Below are 18,109 nucleotides of genomic sequence, written 5' to 3'. Positions count from 1 at the left end.
CTCGACAAGGTATGGAATCTAAATCTCAGCCCAGCATCGTACCCTTTGCAATCATTACCTTCATTTATTTTATTATTGGATTCTTAACTACGATCAACGAACAGCTTCAGGCTCCGCTAAAATTTACCTTGTTGGCGGATGCCGGAAGTTTACGGAATACACTAACGACGCTCATTTCCTTTTTCTTCTTTTCTGGATACCTGATCAATGGGACGCTGGGCAGTCGGTGGGTGAATGCCGTGGGGTATCAAAAGACGATCCTGCGGGGGCTGGGATTTACCATCGCGGGTTTGCTCATGTATTTCACTTCTTCGCTGGTAAGTGATCAGTTTCCTGATCTGACCTTTAGCGTGACCGATGCTCAAATTCCGACCGGCTACCTTATTTTTCTGCTGGGTTCCTATCTAATGGGCACTTCGGCGGCAGTAGTCCAGGTGGTGGTCAATCCTTACGTAGCGTCTTACCCGTTACGGGGAACCCAGCCCGTTCAGCGGTTGAACATTACAACGGCCATTAATTCCATCGGTACGACGTCAGCTCCTTTTTTTGTAACCGTGGTTATGTTCAGTGGAATTCCCATTGATCGGATTCAGATTCATCAATTGTTATTGCCCCTGAGTTTGTTGATATTTACTATCCTGTCGGTAATTCTGATTACCAGTCGCCTTCACATTCCCGACCTGGAAAACACCCGAGCCGGATCCACCGAAAAATTGGAACGAAGCATTTGGTCGTTCCGCCACTTTGTCTTGGGAGTCGCGGCTATTTTTTTCTACGTGGGAACGGAAGTAGCCATCGGTGCCAATATCAACCTGTATGCCTTTGAACTCATGGATTCCGGTCATCCCATTACGTTTTTTGGTCGAACCGATCTGACCATTGCCGGACTGGATTTGGGTATTCACGCCCTGCTTTCTACGCTTTACTGGGGAGGATTTTTAGTAGGGAGGGCTATCTCCAGCTTTTTCACCACCATTTCGGCCCGAACGCAACTGATCGTCACTACGGTTCTGGCGACGCTACTGGCCGTTTTCGCCATGGTTGCCCAAAACCTTTGGTTTTTAGTAGCTATTGGTCTGTTACACTCGTCCATGTGGAGCTGTATTTATTCGCTCTCGATCCGGGGATTACAGAAATATACCTCGAAAGCGTCCGGCGTATTTATTTCCGCCGTCTTTGGTGGAGCCGTTTTTACGCTAATTCAGGGCGGATTAGCCGATCTTTTCGGCTCTTGGCGTTGGACCTGGTCGCTTACCGTTTTGTGTGAGTTGGTGATGCTGGCGTATGCCGTATTCGGGTACCGAATCCGGGAGCCGGATCAGCTGAATTGAGAATCGGGGGTAGTAGATCTCCTGCCACAGCGTAGAAGTGTAGTATAGCAAAGCTCCCTTTGCTGATACCCGTGTAAGGCAGCGTTCAACTTAATGAACTTTAAATAGCTTAATGAGTAAGAAGTGGGTTGCCATCGCTACCTCCTAACGAGGTGACAAATCCTCCGTAAAATTACTTTTTACGTATACGCAACCTCCTGGCTGATCCAAATATCTTTATTCCACTGAATCAAGTGGGTCTTGTAGGATCTTTGACTCAAACGCTTCCTTTATTTCAGCTGACTTTTTCTCTGTGAAATCAATCTTAATCTTTGCCTTCGTAGTGGCTCCTTGGTGTCTTCGGGCACAGCCATCGAACCTACAAAAGTTAAATGCCTTTTTTGATTATATAGAGCATCATAACCCGGTAAGGGGGGCTTTCGCTATTTACAAAAACGGTCATCCTGTCTACAGTCGCCGCTTTGGAGTGGCTTCTGATCAAGTCTTGAAGGAGTAATTACGTTAACGAAAGAGTAAGACTGCACAGGCAAGAATAAATCACTTTCGCCGGGTGCTTCAATCGTTGAAAGGTGGGCAGGATGAATACATGCATTTAAAGCTTTCGGAAGCCTGACTTTCAATAGCGTGAATGAGCCTCCCGAAAGCTTTCCGAGAGACTATAGGGGTTCAAACCGCTCTACGGTAATAAAAGCTACCTGCTTATCCTGGAAATGAATTTGTACCTGATCAAACGAGCGGTTATCTTTTGGATAAACCAAGGTCCAGGGTAGACGGGCCTTAACGGGATCGTAGATAGCATAGCTGTAGCGGGAGGTAAGTACCATCTTCTGAAATTTAGTGGCATAAGCCGGTTTTTTACTTAGCTCCACCAGTTTGCTGTACAATTGTTCGGGGGTGTCACCCACTTGGAGAGCACTTTTGGAGTCGATCGCCTCGGGCCATTGGCTTAAGGAGCGGCGATTATTGAGCGTCAGGCTTTTGACCTTACCCGCGGCTAGTTCAATCTGTACGCCAGAATCCGTGTCGTATGATTCATCCAGCGTCAGCCAATCAAACTGGCGAAGGCGATTTTTTAAGTCGGTAAGATCGGAGAAATACGTATTGACTGCACTGAGATAAGTCACGGACTTTTGCTGCCGATGCTGCTCAAGAACCGTATAAGCTTCATCGACAAAACTATGAATTTCCACTCCCTCATAACTCCCCTGCCGAATGGTATCACGGGCGACGAGCTTGACTGTGATTGGAACGGGAGGATCTACGATTACGGGTTCCAGCTGCTCTTTTGAGCAAGCCATCAGAGTAAACAGAACAAATAAAGAAATGCCGGTCGAAAAAAGTCGCATACGGAACATTGGTTTAAAGATTTTCTCTAAGACCCTGATTGTCTGCTTTACGTTGTAAGACGCCGCCTGATTTTTATCGGAATGGTACGCAAGGGATCGTAAAAAACAAGGCAGCTGTCAGAGGCGGATGCAACGTTAAGAGGAAGTTCTTCATCTCTTGAACGTAACTGAATCCGTACTTAAACCCGTTTAACGGCCTTCGCGATGAAACGATTTCTTGTATACGCTACCATTGCCTTGCTATTGAATTCTTGCACTTCCACTAAAAACTGGCAAGGCTCTTCTACCCCTGAACGGACCCAGGCAGAATTCAAAGAACTAAACGGTACGCAAAACTTTACGCTCCGGGTACCGGATAATGATACCTATCTCGCGTACCAATTCAAGGAAACGGGGGGTGAATTAGAGGCTTCCATCCAGTCGCCTTCCTCAGTTATTCTCAATAAAAAAATTGATTCGCTGGAAGAAAAGCGAATCCATCTGGTGAATCAGAAAGGAGCCGAGTATAAGGTGACCATCAAAGGGAAGCAGGCTTCTGGAGCAGTAGATGTCAGGTTTGTAGATACTGATAAATAAAAGTTAGTTTCCAGTACATAATGGCCTGATTGATTCATTTAATACAAGCTTTTTCGCTTCCAAAGGAGCTTTCCTGGATTACTCAGCCTGGAGTAGAGGCCAGCAAGCAGTCATTACTGAAATTTTTGTTCACCAAAAGCTTCAGTAATGACTCGTTCGTTTGGCAAGTATGAATGGTATGAAAAATAGTATCTTCCTTCTTTTTCTTAGTTTGTGGTATTACCCATCGTTCGCTCAGACGAATCTGACGGGTCGAGTAGTGAATCAGGCGGGTGAAGGCATTCCGTATTGTGCCATTGGGATCCGACGTACGTCGATTGGGACCTTAGCCGATGAGCAGGGCCATTTTAAACTGACCCTTGCTGATTCCTTACGTAATGCTGAAGTCATTTTTAGTGCCGTAGGCTACCACGATAAGGCCATCGCCCCTTTTCCCGCCGGACGCGAATCGGTCGTGGTTTTAGAGCCGAATGCCCGGGTGCTTCAAACGCTGGTCGTTTCAGCCCAAAAAAACAAAGCGAAAGTAGTGGGCGAAAAGTCACGTCCCATGTTGACGTTTTCGAGGATGTTCGATCAGCACGCTCCTGCCGTTGAGCAGGGGATGTTGCTGACTGTTCCGCCGGAGGCCTGGCTGAATGCCTTCAATTTTTACATCATGCCGAGTTCAAAGTACGCCGAAATTACCCTGAAGCTCAATATTTACGAGGCTTCGAACGGTACCCCGAGCCAATCTTTACAGCAGACACCGATCCTGTACAAAACCACAACTACTGGCTGGCAAACGATCGACCTTTCCAGCTACCAGCTCAGAGCAACCCGGACGGGGAAAGTTGCCTTTACCCTGCAACTCGTTCAGTATACGGCCTCCGCTCAGGATAACTTCATCTTTGGATTATCGGCTAAAAAATCGCTCGCGAACCAGTTACTGTTCCGCTATCAAAGTCAGGGGAATTGGGAAAAACATGCCGGTACTTTTATTGCCCATGTGGCCGTTAGTTACGCGAAACATACGACGGAAACGCCAGCCGACCGTTCGGCCGAACCTTCGGAAGAGCCGGACGCAATGACCCGTACCATGCTGCAGGTATACCAACATCACGAAGCAGCAAAAAAGACTCGCTACGGGCAGGATTCCAGTGGAACTTATGCGGATCTGGGAGATGCCAAGCTGTACTATGAAATCTATGGTCAAGGAGAACCACTGGTCTTATTGCACGGGAACAACGGGAGTATGGCCGATTTTTACCAGCAAATTCCGGCTTTGTCCAAACAGTATCGGGTGATTGCTTTGGATACGCGAGGACAGGGGAAAAGTACGAATCGGTCTCCCGCTGACTATACGTACGACACCTTCGCCAGCGATCTTTGCAAACTGATGGCCCAATTAAACCTCCCCAAAGTACACATCCTGGGGTGGAGCGACGGTGGAAATACGGGTCTGTCTTTTGCCCGAAGCTATCCCGAAAAAGTAGGGAAAGTGATTGCCATTGGGGCCAATGTTTCGCCCGATGGAATCAAAGAAGAAGTACTGACGATGTTTAAAAATCAGCTAAAGCAGGACTCCGGGGATCACCGCCTGCTTCGCTTGATGCTTACCCAGCCGCAGTTGACGGCGGCGGACCTTCAGAAAATTACCAGTCCCGTATTGCTCATTGCGGGTCAGAACGACGTTATACTAGAATCGCATAGCCAGCTGATGCAGAAACTGATCAACAACGCCCGACTGGAAATTTTCCCGGATGCTACCCATTATTTGCCTTTTGAGCAAGCCCCAAAACTCAATCAGCTAGTACTTTCCTTTTTAGGTGAATAAGCGTAGGCAATGACGATTTGAAAATTTTCGGAACTTAGCTAAAGTACATACCCCTGAATATTTAGAAGCGAGTACAATCTTCGTAGACCGTACTCGCTTCTTTTTTAGTTATACCAAATTGTTGCGGAAAAAGGGAATAAGCTGTTCAAGAGCCTCACCCGTAGCCTTTGGATCATCGTACAGATCGTAATGGCCGGCTCCAGCCACCACATGAATCTTTTTAGAGGTAGAGGCCGCTTTATTGTAAAGTTCAAAACCGTCCCGATACGAACCAAAGCCACCGACTTTGTCACCTACCACAATGCATAAGGGCTGTGTCAGTAACTGATCGGCTAGGTGGAAGGCATCAAAAACAAGGGCTATGCTGATGCCTGTATACAGAAGTTTGTTGTCCGAATTGGGATGTTGTCCGCGGGGCGTCCGGTAATAGTCCACCGCCTGGAGTAGATCCATCTCTGTGGCTCCGGCCTGCCTGGCTTCTTCGGGCGTATGGGGAATCCAAGGAGTAATCAAGGCTTCTGCTCCGTTGGCTTCAGCCGTTCTTTGCTGGCTTACGGCTTCAAGAATCTCAATCGCATTCCCCTGTTCGTGATATACCCGGGCGAAATTGCCCGGAACGACGACTCCCACGGCTCTGAACCTGCGTTCCGTTAACGCGGCATTCGCTGCGTACGTACCACCCGCACAGATGCCTAGAATTCCAATTCGATTCCGATCAACGAAGGCAAGCGTGGTGAGATAATCGACCGCACAGCGAATGTCCTCCACCCGGGTAGCCGGATCTTCCAGGTGACGGGGTCCGCCACCACTTGCTCCCTGAAAGGAGGCGTCAAAAGCTAGAGCGATGAATCCCGCCTGGGCTAATTTGGCCGCGTAAAGCCCTGCGGTTTGCTCCTTTACGCTACTGCCGGGGTGAACACAAACGATGGCCGCATACGACTGACGCTCATCAAAAGCTTCGGGCACGTGAAGATGGCCCGCTAGTTGCCAGGTTTTGTGTTTAAATGTTACTTCCTGAATCATGATCGGTTTGCGTTAGCTGTCAATAGACGGGCAAAGTTCACCAATCGAAACCCCCTAAAAAGAAGGATAGCAAACAGAAAACGATACAAATCAAACCACGGCAGCCGTTCGAAACGCATGAGGCGTGACGCCCTGCATTCGCTTAAAACATTGAATGAAGTAGTTGGCGTAATCAAAGCCCAGAGCAAAGGCAATGTCGGCGATAGGCCAATCCGTGTGCAGCAGTAGGGCTCGGGCCTCGGCAAGGATTCGCTCGGCAATGTGATCCCGGGTGGATTGCCCCGTGATTTGCTTAACGGAGCGATTGAGGTGGTTAACGTGAATGTTGAGTCGCTGGGCGAAATCCTGGGGATTTTTAAGCAAAAGCTGCTGCTGTCGGTTATCGATGGGAAACTGCCGTTCGAGCAAGTCCAAAAATAAAGTGGAAATCCGGGAAGCGGCGTTTCCGGCTACCGTACTGCCGGGAACGGGTTGTAACTTATGAGCCTGATGGACGATCAGATTCAGGTAGTTACGGATCAATTCATCCTGGTAAACATAGCTGGAATCCTGTTCTTCCAGCATTTGCTGAAAAAGGACTTTTACGCGCGTATACGCCTGATCGTCGAGGGTGAACAAAGGGGAACCCCCTACTTTAAAAAAGGGCGATTCCTGGAGACTTTTGCTCCGATCACTGCCTTTAATAAAATTTTCAGTAAACAGACAGGTAAAGCTCGTATACTGAGTGGATTCAATCTCCCAGGAATATGGAATTTGCGGGGTAGCGAAAAATAAACTATGCTGTCGAACGAACAAAGTTTTGTCAGCATAATGCACCAGACTATCCCCACTGAAAAGGCATATTTTATAAAAGTCTCGACGCGAATAGTCAGGTATCCCCGGTGAAGACGGATGCACCTCGTACATTCTAAAGCCCTTTAGCTTTAAATCCAGCGGCTGTAATCGCTTGACCTTAGGTTCAGCTTTCATCGTGTGCAGTGACAAGGATCCATCATCCTTGATGGCAAGTGAATAGAGTGTTGCCAATGGATGGAGAACATTTATTGATCTTTTGGGGTATACCGGGCATAAAATTCACCCGTACCCTTAGCATCGAGTCTACCTATGATCACCTCCGAAGAGCTTTTACTTAGATCGACGTTAGGAATTAGGTGCAGGTGTATTCTGGCTTCCTCGGGAAGGTCGCTCTCTTGGTTCTGATCCAATTCGGCCAACTGAAGCAGGAGTTGACCCAACGATTGCAAGCCCGCTGAATCCCCATGAATCAGGATCTGCAGCCCGTGCGTACGCTCTTCTTCAGCGTTGTCTTCTGGATCAATTACTATCAGGTCCAGATGTCCTTTAATTTCGGATTTTTGCATGAGAAAGTTTTTAAAGTGAACACCGCACTAGCCGTTTGGTTGCGTAAAGCAAGAGTCAATATTAATGTAAAAAGGCTGCTTCCGCGTCCTGTTGCACTTCCACTTGCTGTTTAATGGTTTTCTTACCCACCAGTAACACAAGCAGGGCGAGACTGGCAGAACCCGCCATAGCAGCTACCATCGGTAAGGCCGAGGGTTCTTCAAACTGGCTCATCAACACCGAGATCAGGGTTCCCATGCCCATTTGCACGGCTCCCATTAATGCTGAGGCACTACCCGCATTTTTAGCGAAAGGGGCTAATGACAAGGCGGAAGCATTGGGATTCGTAAAACCAATACAGCTTAGAAACAGGAATAGAAAAACAAGCGTAATGGGCAACGTCAGCCATCCATTCAAGGCTACCACTAAAAAGGTAAGAGCGATAAGCACCTGACTCATCAGGGCTACCCTGACAATTTGTTCGCTCTTGTATCTATTCAGCACTAATGTATTGACTTGGCTTGATCCAATAAAGCCCACGGAAAGAAAGGCAAAGATCCAGCCGTATACCTTTTCATCAGTATGAAAGACTTCCATAAATAAAATGGGCGAACCAGAAACGTAGGCAAAGAGTCCGGCAAAGGCAATGGCTCCGGTGAAGGCATAGGTATAAAACTGAGGTTCCCGTAAGACCTTCCAGAAGTTTTGCAGAATGGGTTTCGGCTTCAGGGAAATGGAGGAGTCGGGCTGGTAACTATCGGGTAACCACAGGAAAACGGCCAGTAAAATCAGCAGTCCCATCCCCATCAGGATCATAAATACCATCTCCCAGCCAAATACCGAAGTGACGTAACCACCGACCGTAGGGGCAATCATGGGGGAAGCACCTACCACCAGCAGGAGTAGTGAAAAGACTTTGGCGTTGTCCTTTACCGGGAACAAATCGCGGACCATGGCAATGGAAGCAACCGAAGCCGCACAACTACCAATGGCCTGAATGACCCGCATGAAAATCAGACTATCGATACTCTCCGTATACGCACAGCCCACCGAAGCCAGGATGTAGATCACCAGTCCAACGTACAAGGGTTTTTTACGCCCAAACCGATCAAGTAAAGGCCCATACAGCAACTGCCCGAGGGAGATGCCAATAAAAAATCCGGACAGGGAAAGCGAAACTTTCGCAGCCGTGGTATGCAGATCTTTAGCAATGGCCGGAAAGCCCGGCAGGTACATATCAATGGAAAAGGGTCCTAATGCCGTGAGGCTACCTAAAATTAGGATTAGGAAAACATACGTTTTGCGAGACATGGGAATAAATTGAAGTACTAGCGTAACAAGAGAAGACCAGGTAGTCAGGAGAAATTGAAAGTATGAAGCGATGCCTGACTACGAGTTATACAAATATTTCGCTTTAATAATTCAATACCCGCAAAATAGAACTTATATCTAATTGAAATGAGTATACGAAAACCCAGTTCAAAAATGCTCAACGTAACTAGCACGGATGGAATACTAGGGCTTAGCTAATCGCATAGTTCGCTTTAAGTTTAGCTAATCGGCCTTGTTGCGTAGCATAACTGGCTAGAAGACGAAAGAAAGGTTCTGCTAGTTTGGAAAAGCCGATCATGTGTGAATCATTGAGATGGATGAACAAGGCCAAATCCAATAGCTTTTTCGGCGTTCCGCTCGTGCTGGCGAAACCATCCTTCGCCAAACCCTTATAGATGAGCAGGGATTCCTCAAAGTTCTGATTTCCGGGCGAAACCGTTACTTGAATCAAACATTCCTTTCCCGATGTGTTACTAAAAAAGTGCTTCTGCCCTAGCTCGATGGTAGCCGTTTGTCCCTCACGTAAGAGAAGCGTTTGTTTACCCCGACCCACGGTTAATTCGCCTTTCAGTATCTGAAATGTTTCAGAAAATAATTCATGGTAGTGCCAGGGTGTATGTTCGCCGGGTAGGATCAGTAATTCCAGTATACTATTGCTGCCTTCTGATAGGGACGAAAGGCGTTTAACGGAAGCATGTTCTGACGAATTTGGCTTCAATGGAGGTATAGTCTGTGCTAAGAAGTAACAAAGAATCCATAGGGTGAGTGCGGTCCCGCCGTGAATCAGCATGGCCCAAAGATTACTGCCGGGCGTAACCCAGACGATCAGCATATCCGTCAGAGGTATCAACGAACCGGCCAGAAAGGCTAGCAAGAGGGGTTGGCGGTAATGGTACCAGGCCAGCAGGAGTATCATCAGGCCGGAAAAGATATCGCGTATGCCCTTAATGGCGTGGAATGCGTAATTCGGCTGCTGATACTGCAGGCCGAAACCGACTTCACCGGCTTCGGGAGCCAGTAAAAAGCGGCCACCAATGAAAAGCATACTTAAGCCAAGCAGGAGACTAATCAATCGGAGCGGGGACGGAATACGTTGCGTGGTGATCATTGTTGTGCGTATTAAAGTACCTCACAAAATTGATCAGCCTCGTTGGCCCCTGCATTCACTCAGGTGAAGAAAGACGGGTATAAGGCTTACCCGCCCAGCGGGCCCGAATCCGGCTTAACGACTGGGGTTTGACTCCTACGTAAGAAGCAATGTGATATTGGGTAATCCGGGTTGAAAGGGTTGGATAGTGCTCTAGAAAGGCCTGATAACGGGACTCGGCAGAGTCGGTATACAGAGAGACGAGCTGTCCCATCGTCTGGACGTAAATCTGCTCGGTCACGATTCGGCCAAAGCGTTCGCCATGGGTCAATTCGGTGAATAAACGTTGGAGGTTCGCCGGAGAGATGATGATCAACGAGGTGTCTTCGATAGCCTGAATGGCCCGGCGGCAGGGCCGTTGTGAAAGAAAGCTTTCGTAGTCGCAGACAAAGTCATTTTCCAAACCGAAACTATAAATCTTTTCGTCGCCATCCTGATTGACAAAATACCGCAGTAAGCCCCTATCAATGAAACCAACGCAGGGGCATACCTGTCCTTGCTGGACGAAGTAATCCCCCTTTTTCAGTGACCAGGGCTGGAATAAGGTTCCAATCAGCGTACGATCGGCTTCAGTGAGTGGTACGGTTTGAAGGATCGTTTGAATAAGAGCAGTCAGCGGCTCACGCATCGGTTTTCTGTTTAAATGCCTACTAGATCCATCGTACCACATTTCCCTGGGAATGCCTTATAAAGGAAGCAGAAAACGGCCATTTCTAAAGGCCGAATGTAATAGATTACTTATAAATCGAATAGTCCTTCAGGCTTAGCGTTTCCGTATTTTAATACAAAACGGAGGGCGTGATTTAAGAATCACGCCCTCCGTTTTGATACAATCAGTTATCGTTGATAAGCTGCTCTTTGAAAAAGGGGTCCATTTTTGGACGGTACTAGTTTGATTTTATGTTCACTCGCTAAGTTTTTCAAAATAGCTTCTCCTTCTGCCAGCGGTAGCTCACTGAGTTCAGAAAATTCGCGTATCGTCAGAGTAGGATAGTGCTGAAATAGATTCTCCCAGGAAGCATCAAAGGTTCGTTTTTCGATCGAAGGATAAATGGCCTTTATCGCGTTTTCAAAGGTAGTATACGGTTTAACCCCATAGACGAATTCCTGCTTTCCTGTCGCATCCGTAACAAAAATGGAAGGGAAACCCCGAACACCCAGTTGACGGGCCAAGGCCAGGTCCGCTTTGAATAAGTCCTGGGCCTGGTGCTCATACGCCTCCTTGAGTTCTTCCGCATTCAAGCTTACCACCCTAGCCGCGTGGGCCAGGTGCTCCCATTTCGTAATGTTCTTTTTTTCCAGGAAAACCATTTCCCGAAGTACTCGCAAAAACGAGATGGCTTTCGCTTTATCCTGTAATTGGGCGGCTTTGAAGGCAATGGAGGGTGGATATGAAGAGTCCAGGGGATCTTCCAGCCAGACATCGCCATCAATAGGCATCTTGTAGTGAGCACTTACTTCATCCCAGTGATGAGCCACGTCAGAAGGTTTACTGATGCCACCGCTGTTGTAACTCCAGTCGGGAAGCAATCCACCCATGTGGTACTCAAATGCTACGGAGTGGCCGTATTCCAGTTTTAATTTTCGCAACTGCGGCTCGATTCCCCAACACGACGAACAAATCGGGTCGGTGAAATAAATGATCTTAACGGGTTTATCTTCTGCTTTGACAGGATTGATACGCTTACTTTCGACTTGCTCCGGCATTTCGCAAACGCCCGTTTCGGGATCACACAACAAGGGATTAGTATTCATGGCTTTTGGATTTTGAGCGTGAGCATTAAGGCAAAGAAAGAAAAACAGGTAGGCCGTATGTAAAAAACTAGCTCCGGTGACTTTGTTTGCTTGTAAATAAACGAGTACTTGATCTTTCATAGTCCACCCTTTACTAGCCGCTTTTCAAATAGCGGACGCTTTTCTCCTTTTGATTTTCCTTAGACTATGCAAAGATTAAACGTCAGGAAAGCAGAGTCAATAAGTCAAAAAAAACTGACTAGTAGAAACAGGGGTCGTGTGATTAACATGCGAAGGGCTATAGGTCAGGTATAAACGCCAGAACTCGGGTCTGGTAACCTTTAACAGATACTCAACGAGCCCAAGCTCTGGAGCAGTTAAGATGAGGTAGGCGTATACAAAACGAACTCCCGAAGGTGCGGTCTGTAACCACGCTTCGGGAGTTCGTTTACTCGGTGCTCATCGGGAAAGAATCCGGATGAACCTACACTAAGATGCCTACCAGTTTATAGATAAACCTAGACAACGCGTACATTAATTGCGTTGAGGCCTCTTTTGCCGTTTTCTACTTCAAAAACCACTTTGTCGTTTTCACGGATGTCATCCGTAAGACCGGAAATGTGAACAAAGACATCTTGGCCACCTTGCGTGGGGGTAATGAATCCAAAACCTTTGGTTTGGTTGAAGAACTTAACGATTCCTTCTTGCATGAAAATGGATGTTTAACTGATTTATTACTTACTTACTTTATTAATGCGTACGGCACTGAATCCTCGGGCCGTTTTTTCTTTTTCGAACGTAACGCGATCCCGCTGTTTAACGGGCTGTGCGAGCTGGCTGGAGTGGAAGAATAAATCTTCCCGGGTTTCATCATCCGTAATAAAACCAAAGCCTTTGGCTTCATTATACACGGCAACAATACCGGATCGCTGCGGATCCTCCTCGATAATGGCGGCTGCCCCTAGGCGAATATCGTCTGGATTGATTTCTTTCCGATTACGCATATCCGGTGGTGTAGAAGTCAGATTGCCATTTTCATCAATGTAGGCCATCATGTCTTCCATGGCCTTGCCCTTGTTATTGTTGGTCTTTCGCTCTTCTATTTTCTGAGCTTTATCCTGCTTCTTCTTCGCTCTTTTCTTTTGGTTTTCTTTCTTCGAAAAAGATTCACTCATAGTTGGTTATTTATGGTTAATAGCATCTCCTGCGGGGGTGCTGTACTTCATCATAGGCATGCGGAGGCCAATTAATTTTTGGATGTTCATCCAATCCGCTTTTTCTTCCGAATCACAAAAGGAAACGGCCACGCCATTGAATCCGGCCCTACCGGTGCGGCCAATGCGGTGAACGTACGTTTCGGGTACTTCGGGAATTTCATAATTTACAACGTGGGGCAGTTCGTCAATATCGATGCCTCGGGAAGCAATATCCGTTGCGACGAGCACGCGTATGCGACTGTCCCGGAAATCATTCAATGCTTTCTGACGGGCATTCTGTGACTTGTTACCGTGAATAGCCGCGGCCTGAATACCCGTTTGAGCCAACTGTTTTACCAGTTTGTCAGCCCCGTGTTTGGTACGGGTGAAGACGAGGGTACGGCGAATGGAGGCATCCTTCAGTAGCGTCACGAGTAAGCCCGTTTTCTGCTTTTTCTCAACGAAATAAACCGATTGCTGTACGGTTTTGGCCGTGGATGAAACCGGAGTCACGTTGATTTCGACGGGGCGGCGTAGGATCGTATTGGCAAATTTCCGAATCGCCGTCGGCATGGTTGCCGAAAAAAACAGCGTCTGTTTAGCAGCGGGGAGCTTCGTCAGTATTTTCTTTACGTCATTGATAAAACCCATATCCAGCATGCGGTCGGCTTCATCCAGAATCAGTAACTCAACCTGAGAAAGGCTGATGTGACCCTGTTGTATCAGATCCAGCAGGCGGCCCGGTGTAGCAATGAGAATATCGACACCCCTTTTTAACGCGGTTACCTGCTTGCCTTGGGGAACTCCACCAAAAATGGACAGACGTTTTATAGGCAGGTATTTACCGTATGTTTGAAAATTTTCGTCAATTTGAATGGCCAGTTCCCGCGTTGGTGTTAAGACCAAAGCCCGAATACCGGGTTTAACGGGTGCTTTTTGGTGTAAAAGCTGGAGGACCGGAATGGCAAAGGCGGCGGTTTTACCCGTACCCGTCTGTGCACAGCCAATCATATCCTTTCCTTGCAGAATCGGAGGAATGGCCGTGTGTTGAATTTCTGTTGCCTGGGTATAACCCGTATCGGTTAAGGCCCGGAGTATCGGTTTAATTAGATTTAAATCTTGAAAGTTCATAGTCTATTCTATTTGTATCCGATATATAGGGTATGAGCTAATGGATTATTTATTCCGGTTATATAACTTTTATTCAAGCCTAGCTTCCGTCCGTGACAGTATTTACGAACAATAACTTCCCTGCTTGAACCGAGAAAATAATGGAGTGGGGATAAGCCTGCTTTAGTCGCATTACTGGCTGTATGATAGCTCAGTAATAGCTCTATAGCTGTCAAAATCAGATTAAGTAAGAAAATCAAAGAATTCAAAACGTCTGGTTTCTAGCGGGTAACGCCCGAAAATCCAGTTTAAAGTGGAATAAATGGTGGTAGCTGAGAGAGCGAAAACTGTTGATAGAGGAAAGAATAATCCCAAACTATATCAGAAAAAGCAAAGGCAGGAACCTGTTATTGCGTAAAGGTACGAAATAATAAGGGAATCGGATGGGAAATAGTTCAAATTCGATTACTTATTCTTTAAACGTAAGGTCTGGAATCGGTGTGAACAGTTTATGTTTACTTATAATGAGCCCTTACGCAGGGTTTTGACTGATTCAGTCAGCTAGGGGCACATTTGGGGAAGAGATATACTTCAGCAAAGGAAGCTCGCATGGTTCACTCCATACATTATCAACCACTACTTAGCTGAGCTTAATTACACTTTCATTTTACGTATATTTATATACGGTGGTCTTTAATTCCCAAATAAAATTCGTACGGCTAATAATATTAGGTTTCTCAGTTATGAGCTTATTTTAATTACACTCTTGTACGATTAAGACAGCCGATGCCCCAGAACCCGTCAAAGCCCTGGTAAATTTCAATTCCACTCTGGTACGATTAAGACCCCCTTCCTGAATGATGTAGGAGGATCCTATCAGCTATTTCAATTCCACTCTGGTACGATTAAGACCTTCTTTATTACGGGCCGTTTCCACCTGGTTTACTAATTTCAATTCCACTCTGGTACGATTAAGACATGACCCCAACCCCGTTCCGCCGCCCCCTTCCCCTAATTTCAATTCCACTCTGGTACGATTAAGACGATTTTGAGTTGAGCGACCGTAACGTTTGCTTGCTTATTTCAATTCCACTCTGGTACGATTAAGACCGTATTGCTCGTCAAGAGCTTCGAGGTTTTTATCTATTTCAATTCCACTCTGGTACGATTAAGACTAGCGAACACCGATGTTCAAGCGGGAAAGACTCTGATTTCAATTCCACTCTGGTACGATTAAGACCAGTCCCTTATCCACCCGCTCTTTCACTGTAGCTTCATTTCAATTCCACTCTGGTACGATTAAGACCCCTAAGCGTAAACTCAACCGTGAGCATTTAGTTCTATTTCAATTCCACTCTGGTACGATTAAGACCCTATCTACCATAGCCAAAGAGATCATTTCAAAATAATTTCAATTCCACTCTGGTACGATTAAGACAAGGGTATTCATATCGTCGGACACGTTTTAATCGAATTTCAATTCCACTCTGGTACGATTAAGACATTACCCTATGGGGCCGACAGTAGCAGAACAATTAGATTTCAATTCCACTCTGGTACGATTAAGACCCTCACCTGCACTACGTCAAATGGGAGATAGATTACATTTCAATTCCACTCTGGTACGATTAAGACACACTCGCAAGGCACATCGTAATAGCCCCAAAGCTGATTTCAATTCCACTCTGGTACGATTAAGACAACGCTGGAAAAGCTACATTGGCAACCAGCCGTTTAATTTCAATTCCACTCTGGTACGATTAAGACATCCTGAGCCGCCCAGCGAAACCACTGCTTACTGTATTTCAATTCCACTCTGGTACGATTAAGACAGGTATCCGAATCGCAGATATTACCTTCCCCCAATATTTCAATTCCACTCTGGTACGATTAAGACGGCAACGATGGCATCTTCCTTGCCCACGTTCACCAGATTTCAATTCCACTCTGGTACGATTAAGACTGTATTCAGCGGCATCACCGTAGTACTTCAGATCAGATTTCAATTCCACTCTGGTACGATTAAGACAGAAATACCAGGCTACCCGTCGGGTCGTCCAATATCATTTCAATTCCACTCTGGTACGATTAAGACTGAATCATGAATCTGAACTGGTACCTCATTGACTATATTTCAATTCCACTCTGGTACGATTAAGACCCGAACGGGCAGCATACCTTTCGTAGCCTTATCGGATTTCAATTCCACTCTGGTACGATTAAGACACTTTCCCAAGCCTATTATAGCCTATACGGCTTACGATTTCAATTCCACTCTGGTACGATTAAGACTGTGGGGTGTAGATGTTTATCCAATTAGAGAACAAATTTCAATTCCACTCTGGTACGATTAAGACGCCCTGGGAATAGGGCATACACTAAATCCCCCAACAATTTCAATTCCACTCTGGTACGATTAAGACAGGGCGTTGGCTTATCCGCGTTTTCGGCGAATCCTTATTTCAATTCCACTCTGGTACGATTAAGACGCATTGGCTCCGTAACACGTCTTGGTGATGAGTAGAATTTCAATTCCACTCTGGTACGATTAAGACTTTGATCTCGTACTCGGCCTGGATTTCGTCGATTTATTTCAATTCCACTCTGGTACGATTAAGACTGCAGGCCACCGTTAGTGCGATTGGCCAGCTGACAGATTTCAATTCCACTCTGGTACGATTAAGACCTCGTCGGTGGGAATTCGCAGGTAAAGAATAAATTATTTCAATTCCACTCTGGTACGATTAAGACGAAAGAGGTGTTAAAGCGAACAAACGCACAGCCTAATTTCAATTCCACTCTGGTACGATTAAGACTTTCATTCACGAATCGAATAAAAACCCAGCATTACGATTTCAATTCCACTCTGGTACGATTAAGACATTCTTTCTTAATATTACCTAGCCAAGATTTGCCACATTTCAATTCCACTCTGGTACGATTAAGACTATTCTTCTAGGGTCATGGGTTGTTTTTCTTAAGTATTTCAATTCCACTCTGGTACGATTAAGACCTGCCCGGATAGTCATCGGCGTGCAGCTGAAGAAAATTTCAATTCCACTCTGGTACGATTAAGACTCGACAACGGAACATCGTCATTTGAAGGGGCACCTAATTTCAATTCCACTCTGGTACGATTAAGACTTGCTTCAATTCTCCGGAGTTGATCAAGACTTAAGTATTTCAATTCCACTCTGGTACGATTAAGACACGATCTCGGGAATGCCCGTAAGTCAGTACGGTATTATTTCAATTCCACTCTGGTACGATTAAGACTAGAAGTAAGTCTCTCTGAAACTATCTGTGCTGCCATTTCAATTCCACTCTGGTACGATTAAGACTCCGGCGTATGTAACCCATACGTCGGTTTTACTTTATTTCAATTCCACTCTGGTACGATTAAGACTGAACGCCCTGATCAAACGTTGGGGCATTCGAAATCATTTCAATTCCACTCTGGTACGATTAAGACCCTATTAAGAACGCCGATGGTGACAGGTCTTGACCATTTCAATTCCACTCTGGTACGATTAAGACGGTTGCTCCCAACTGGCAGATCATGGACCCCGCCACATTTCAATTCCACTCTGGTACGATTAAGACCCCGACGCGGAGCCCTTGCCCCCCTGCCGGAAGATCATTTCAATTCCACTCTGGTACGATTAAGACCCCATTCGGAAATAGGTAAAAAAGGCCTTTTCAGGCCTCTGTACGGGGTTTGTTTTTCCGAAATTAAACTGAAAAATCGTCGATCTCCAAAGGTATGAAAATACCCGTCGATCGACGACTCCTCATAATCAGGGACTTATGCAAATACAAGGGTAGTGAATGCCAGAAAGAGGTGACTGCCAGTGAGCCCTATCAGTCGATCGACGATGCAATCCTACAAAAAATCGTCAGTTGATTGCCGCTCGATGCCGACGATTTGCTTGTCCATCCACTTCTGATCCCGGTTTTTAAAGAGAATCAGGCTGTCCTGCTCTTCATTCATGATGCGTTTGGCTTCGTGCAACATCTCTTTCAGCTGTACTTCGGTCATCTCGCCTTCAAAGACGGAATTCTGGATCCAGTTCAGATACCGCCGACAAAGCTTCAGCATCTTCCCCACGCGTTTCTGCCCAAAATCATAAACCAGAATGATATACATAGTGACTTCCTTT

General features: G+C 46.3%; 15 protein-coding genes and 1 CRISPR repeat array. Of the genes, 3 read left to right on the top strand and 12 right to left on the bottom strand.

Translation table 11 applies throughout. The features are described 5' to 3' along the window. Nucleotides 1–11 precede the first annotated feature (11 nt). Complete coding sequence (locus tag C5O19_RS21145) at nucleotides 12–1,331, top strand: MFS transporter (RefSeq protein WP_104715368.1); 1,320 nt, start codon at nucleotides 12–14, stop codon at nucleotides 1,329–1,331. Nucleotides 1,332–1,987: 656 nt separating this feature from the next. Here the strand turns inward: C5O19_RS21145 and C5O19_RS21140 are convergent. Then, entirely contained in the window at nucleotides 1,988–2,677 is a 690-nt protein-coding gene (locus C5O19_RS21140; RefSeq protein WP_104715367.1) for a DUF1949 domain-containing protein, read from the bottom strand. 204 nt (nucleotides 2,678–2,881) lie between these two features. On the opposite strand from C5O19_RS21140, the gene C5O19_RS21135 reads away from it, so the two are divergent. Together C5O19_RS21135 and C5O19_RS21130 are read left to right on the top strand one after the other, a co-directional pair. After that, nucleotides 2,882–3,253, top strand: a complete 372-nt coding sequence (locus C5O19_RS21135) for a hypothetical protein (protein WP_104715366.1) — start codon at nucleotides 2,882–2,884, stop codon at nucleotides 3,251–3,253. Nucleotides 3,254–3,431: 178 nt separating this feature from the next. After that, entirely contained in the window at nucleotides 3,432–5,066 is a 1,635-nt protein-coding gene (locus tag C5O19_RS21130; protein ID WP_165796085.1) for an alpha/beta fold hydrolase, read from the top strand. Between the two features lie 108 nt (nucleotides 5,067–5,174). On the opposite strand, the gene C5O19_RS21125 is transcribed toward C5O19_RS21130, so the two are convergent. The 11 genes from C5O19_RS21125 to cas2 all read right to left on the bottom strand — a co-directional run bounded on the left by C5O19_RS21125 (nucleotide 5,175) and on the right by cas2 (nucleotide 18,096). Further along, complete coding sequence (locus tag C5O19_RS21125) at nucleotides 5,175–6,089, bottom strand: alpha/beta hydrolase (protein WP_104715364.1); 915 nt, start codon at nucleotides 6,087–6,089, stop codon at nucleotides 5,175–5,177. A 90-nt stretch (nucleotides 6,090–6,179) separates the two neighbouring features. Beyond that, nucleotides 6,180–7,058 carry a helix-turn-helix domain-containing protein gene (locus tag C5O19_RS21120; RefSeq protein ID WP_104715363.1) on the bottom strand — a complete coding sequence of 293 codons (879 nt, stop codon included), beginning with the start codon at nucleotides 7,056–7,058 and terminating at the stop codon, nucleotides 6,180–6,182. A 71-nt stretch (nucleotides 7,059–7,129) separates the two neighbouring features. Further along, complete coding sequence (locus C5O19_RS21115) at nucleotides 7,130–7,450, bottom strand: Imm32 family immunity protein (protein WP_104715362.1); 321 nt, start codon at nucleotides 7,448–7,450, stop codon at nucleotides 7,130–7,132. Between the two features lie 61 nt (nucleotides 7,451–7,511). Continuing rightward, the gene (locus tag C5O19_RS21110) at nucleotides 7,512–8,741 is read right to left on the bottom strand and encodes a multidrug effflux MFS transporter (protein ID WP_104715361.1); all 1,230 of its coding nucleotides are present in this window, start codon (nucleotides 8,739–8,741) and stop codon (nucleotides 7,512–7,514) included. Nucleotides 8,742–8,952: 211 nt separating this feature from the next. Next, nucleotides 8,953–9,870: a DUF4267 domain-containing protein gene (locus C5O19_RS21105; protein ID WP_104715360.1), complete on the bottom strand. Its 918-nt coding sequence runs from the start codon at nucleotides 9,868–9,870 to the stop codon at nucleotides 8,953–8,955. Nucleotides 9,871–9,925: 55 nt separating this feature from the next. Continuing rightward, the gene (locus tag C5O19_RS21100; protein WP_104715359.1) at nucleotides 9,926–10,537 is read right to left on the bottom strand and encodes a Crp/Fnr family transcriptional regulator; all 612 of its coding nucleotides are present in this window, start codon (nucleotides 10,535–10,537) and stop codon (nucleotides 9,926–9,928) included. Nucleotides 10,538–10,746: 209 nt separating this feature from the next. Continuing rightward, nucleotides 10,747–11,784: a ClpXP adapter SpxH family protein gene (locus C5O19_RS21095; RefSeq protein ID WP_317046519.1), complete on the bottom strand. Its 1,038-nt coding sequence runs from the start codon at nucleotides 11,782–11,784 to the stop codon at nucleotides 10,747–10,749. Between the two features lie 377 nt (nucleotides 11,785–12,161). Beyond that, the gene (locus tag C5O19_RS21090; RefSeq protein ID WP_104715358.1) at nucleotides 12,162–12,353 is read right to left on the bottom strand and encodes a cold-shock protein; all 192 of its coding nucleotides are present in this window, start codon (nucleotides 12,351–12,353) and stop codon (nucleotides 12,162–12,164) included. A 24-nt stretch (nucleotides 12,354–12,377) separates the two neighbouring features. Next, on the bottom strand, nucleotides 12,378–12,818 hold the full coding sequence (locus tag C5O19_RS21085) for a cold-shock protein (RefSeq protein ID WP_104715357.1): 441 nt from the start codon (nucleotides 12,816–12,818) through the stop codon (nucleotides 12,378–12,380). A gap of 6 nt (nucleotides 12,819–12,824) precedes the next feature. Next, nucleotides 12,825–13,970, bottom strand: a complete 1,146-nt coding sequence (locus C5O19_RS21080; protein ID WP_104715356.1) for a DEAD/DEAH box helicase — start codon at nucleotides 13,968–13,970, stop codon at nucleotides 12,825–12,827. 730 nt (nucleotides 13,971–14,700) lie between these two features. Continuing rightward, nucleotides 14,701–17,618: direct repeats of the CRISPR family, unit length 30 nt; unit sequence ATTTCAATTCCACTCTGGTACGATTAAGAC. Between the two features lie 214 nt (nucleotides 17,619–17,832). After that, the gene (gene cas2, locus C5O19_RS21075; protein ID WP_104715355.1) at nucleotides 17,833–18,096 is read right to left on the bottom strand and encodes a CRISPR-associated endonuclease Cas2; all 264 of its coding nucleotides are present in this window, start codon (nucleotides 18,094–18,096) and stop codon (nucleotides 17,833–17,835) included. Between the last annotated feature and the right edge of the window lie 13 nt (nucleotides 18,097–18,109).

Origin of the sequence: Siphonobacter curvatus (genome assembly GCF_002943425.1) — a bacterium.
Taxonomy (GTDB): Bacteria; Bacteroidota; Bacteroidia; order Cytophagales; family Spirosomataceae; genus Siphonobacter; species Siphonobacter curvatus.
The sequence above is the reverse complement of the archived record's forward strand: the minus strand, read 5'-3'. Positions and strand labels throughout refer to the sequence as shown.

Bases quoted from the DNA above. Each gene is read 5' to 3' on its own strand.
- C5O19_RS21145 (WP_104715368.1), top strand. From the start codon at position 12: ATGGAATCTAAATCTCAGCCCAGCATCGTACCCTTTGCAATCATTACC.
- C5O19_RS21140 (WP_104715367.1), bottom strand. From the start codon at position 2,677: ATGCGACTTTTTTCGACCGGCATTTCTTTATTTGTTCTGTTTACTCTG.
- C5O19_RS21135 (WP_104715366.1), top strand. From the start codon at position 2,882: ATGAAACGATTTCTTGTATACGCTACCATTGCCTTGCTATTGAATTCT.
- C5O19_RS21130 (WP_165796085.1), top strand. From the start codon at position 3,432: ATGAAAAATAGTATCTTCCTTCTTTTTCTTAGTTTGTGGTATTACCCA.
- C5O19_RS21125 (WP_104715364.1), bottom strand. From the start codon at position 6,089: ATGATTCAGGAAGTAACATTTAAACACAAAACCTGGCAACTAGCGGGC.
- C5O19_RS21120 (WP_104715363.1), bottom strand. From the start codon at position 7,058: ATGAAAGCTGAACCTAAGGTCAAGCGATTACAGCCGCTGGATTTAAAG.
- C5O19_RS21115 (WP_104715362.1), bottom strand. From the start codon at position 7,450: ATGCAAAAATCCGAAATTAAAGGACATCTGGACCTGATAGTAATTGAT.
- C5O19_RS21110 (WP_104715361.1), bottom strand. From the start codon at position 8,741: ATGTCTCGCAAAACGTATGTTTTCCTAATCCTAATTTTAGGTAGCCTC.
- C5O19_RS21105 (WP_104715360.1), bottom strand. From the start codon at position 9,870: ATGATCACCACGCAACGTATTCCGTCCCCGCTCCGATTGATTAGTCTC.
- C5O19_RS21100 (WP_104715359.1), bottom strand. From the start codon at position 10,537: ATGCGTGAGCCGCTGACTGCTCTTATTCAAACGATCCTTCAAACCGTA.
- C5O19_RS21095 (WP_317046519.1), bottom strand. From the start codon at position 11,784: ATGAAAGATCAAGTACTCGTTTATTTACAAGCAAACAAAGTCACCGGA.
- C5O19_RS21090 (WP_104715358.1), bottom strand. From the start codon at position 12,353: ATGCAAGAAGGAATCGTTAAGTTCTTCAACCAAACCAAAGGTTTTGGA.
- C5O19_RS21085 (WP_104715357.1), bottom strand. From the start codon at position 12,818: ATGAGTGAATCTTTTTCGAAGAAAGAAAACCAAAAGAAAAGAGCGAAG.
- C5O19_RS21080 (WP_104715356.1), bottom strand. From the start codon at position 13,970: ATGAACTTTCAAGATTTAAATCTAATTAAACCGATACTCCGGGCCTTA.
- cas2 (WP_104715355.1), bottom strand. From the start codon at position 18,096: ATGTATATCATTCTGGTTTATGATTTTGGGCAGAAACGCGTGGGGAAG.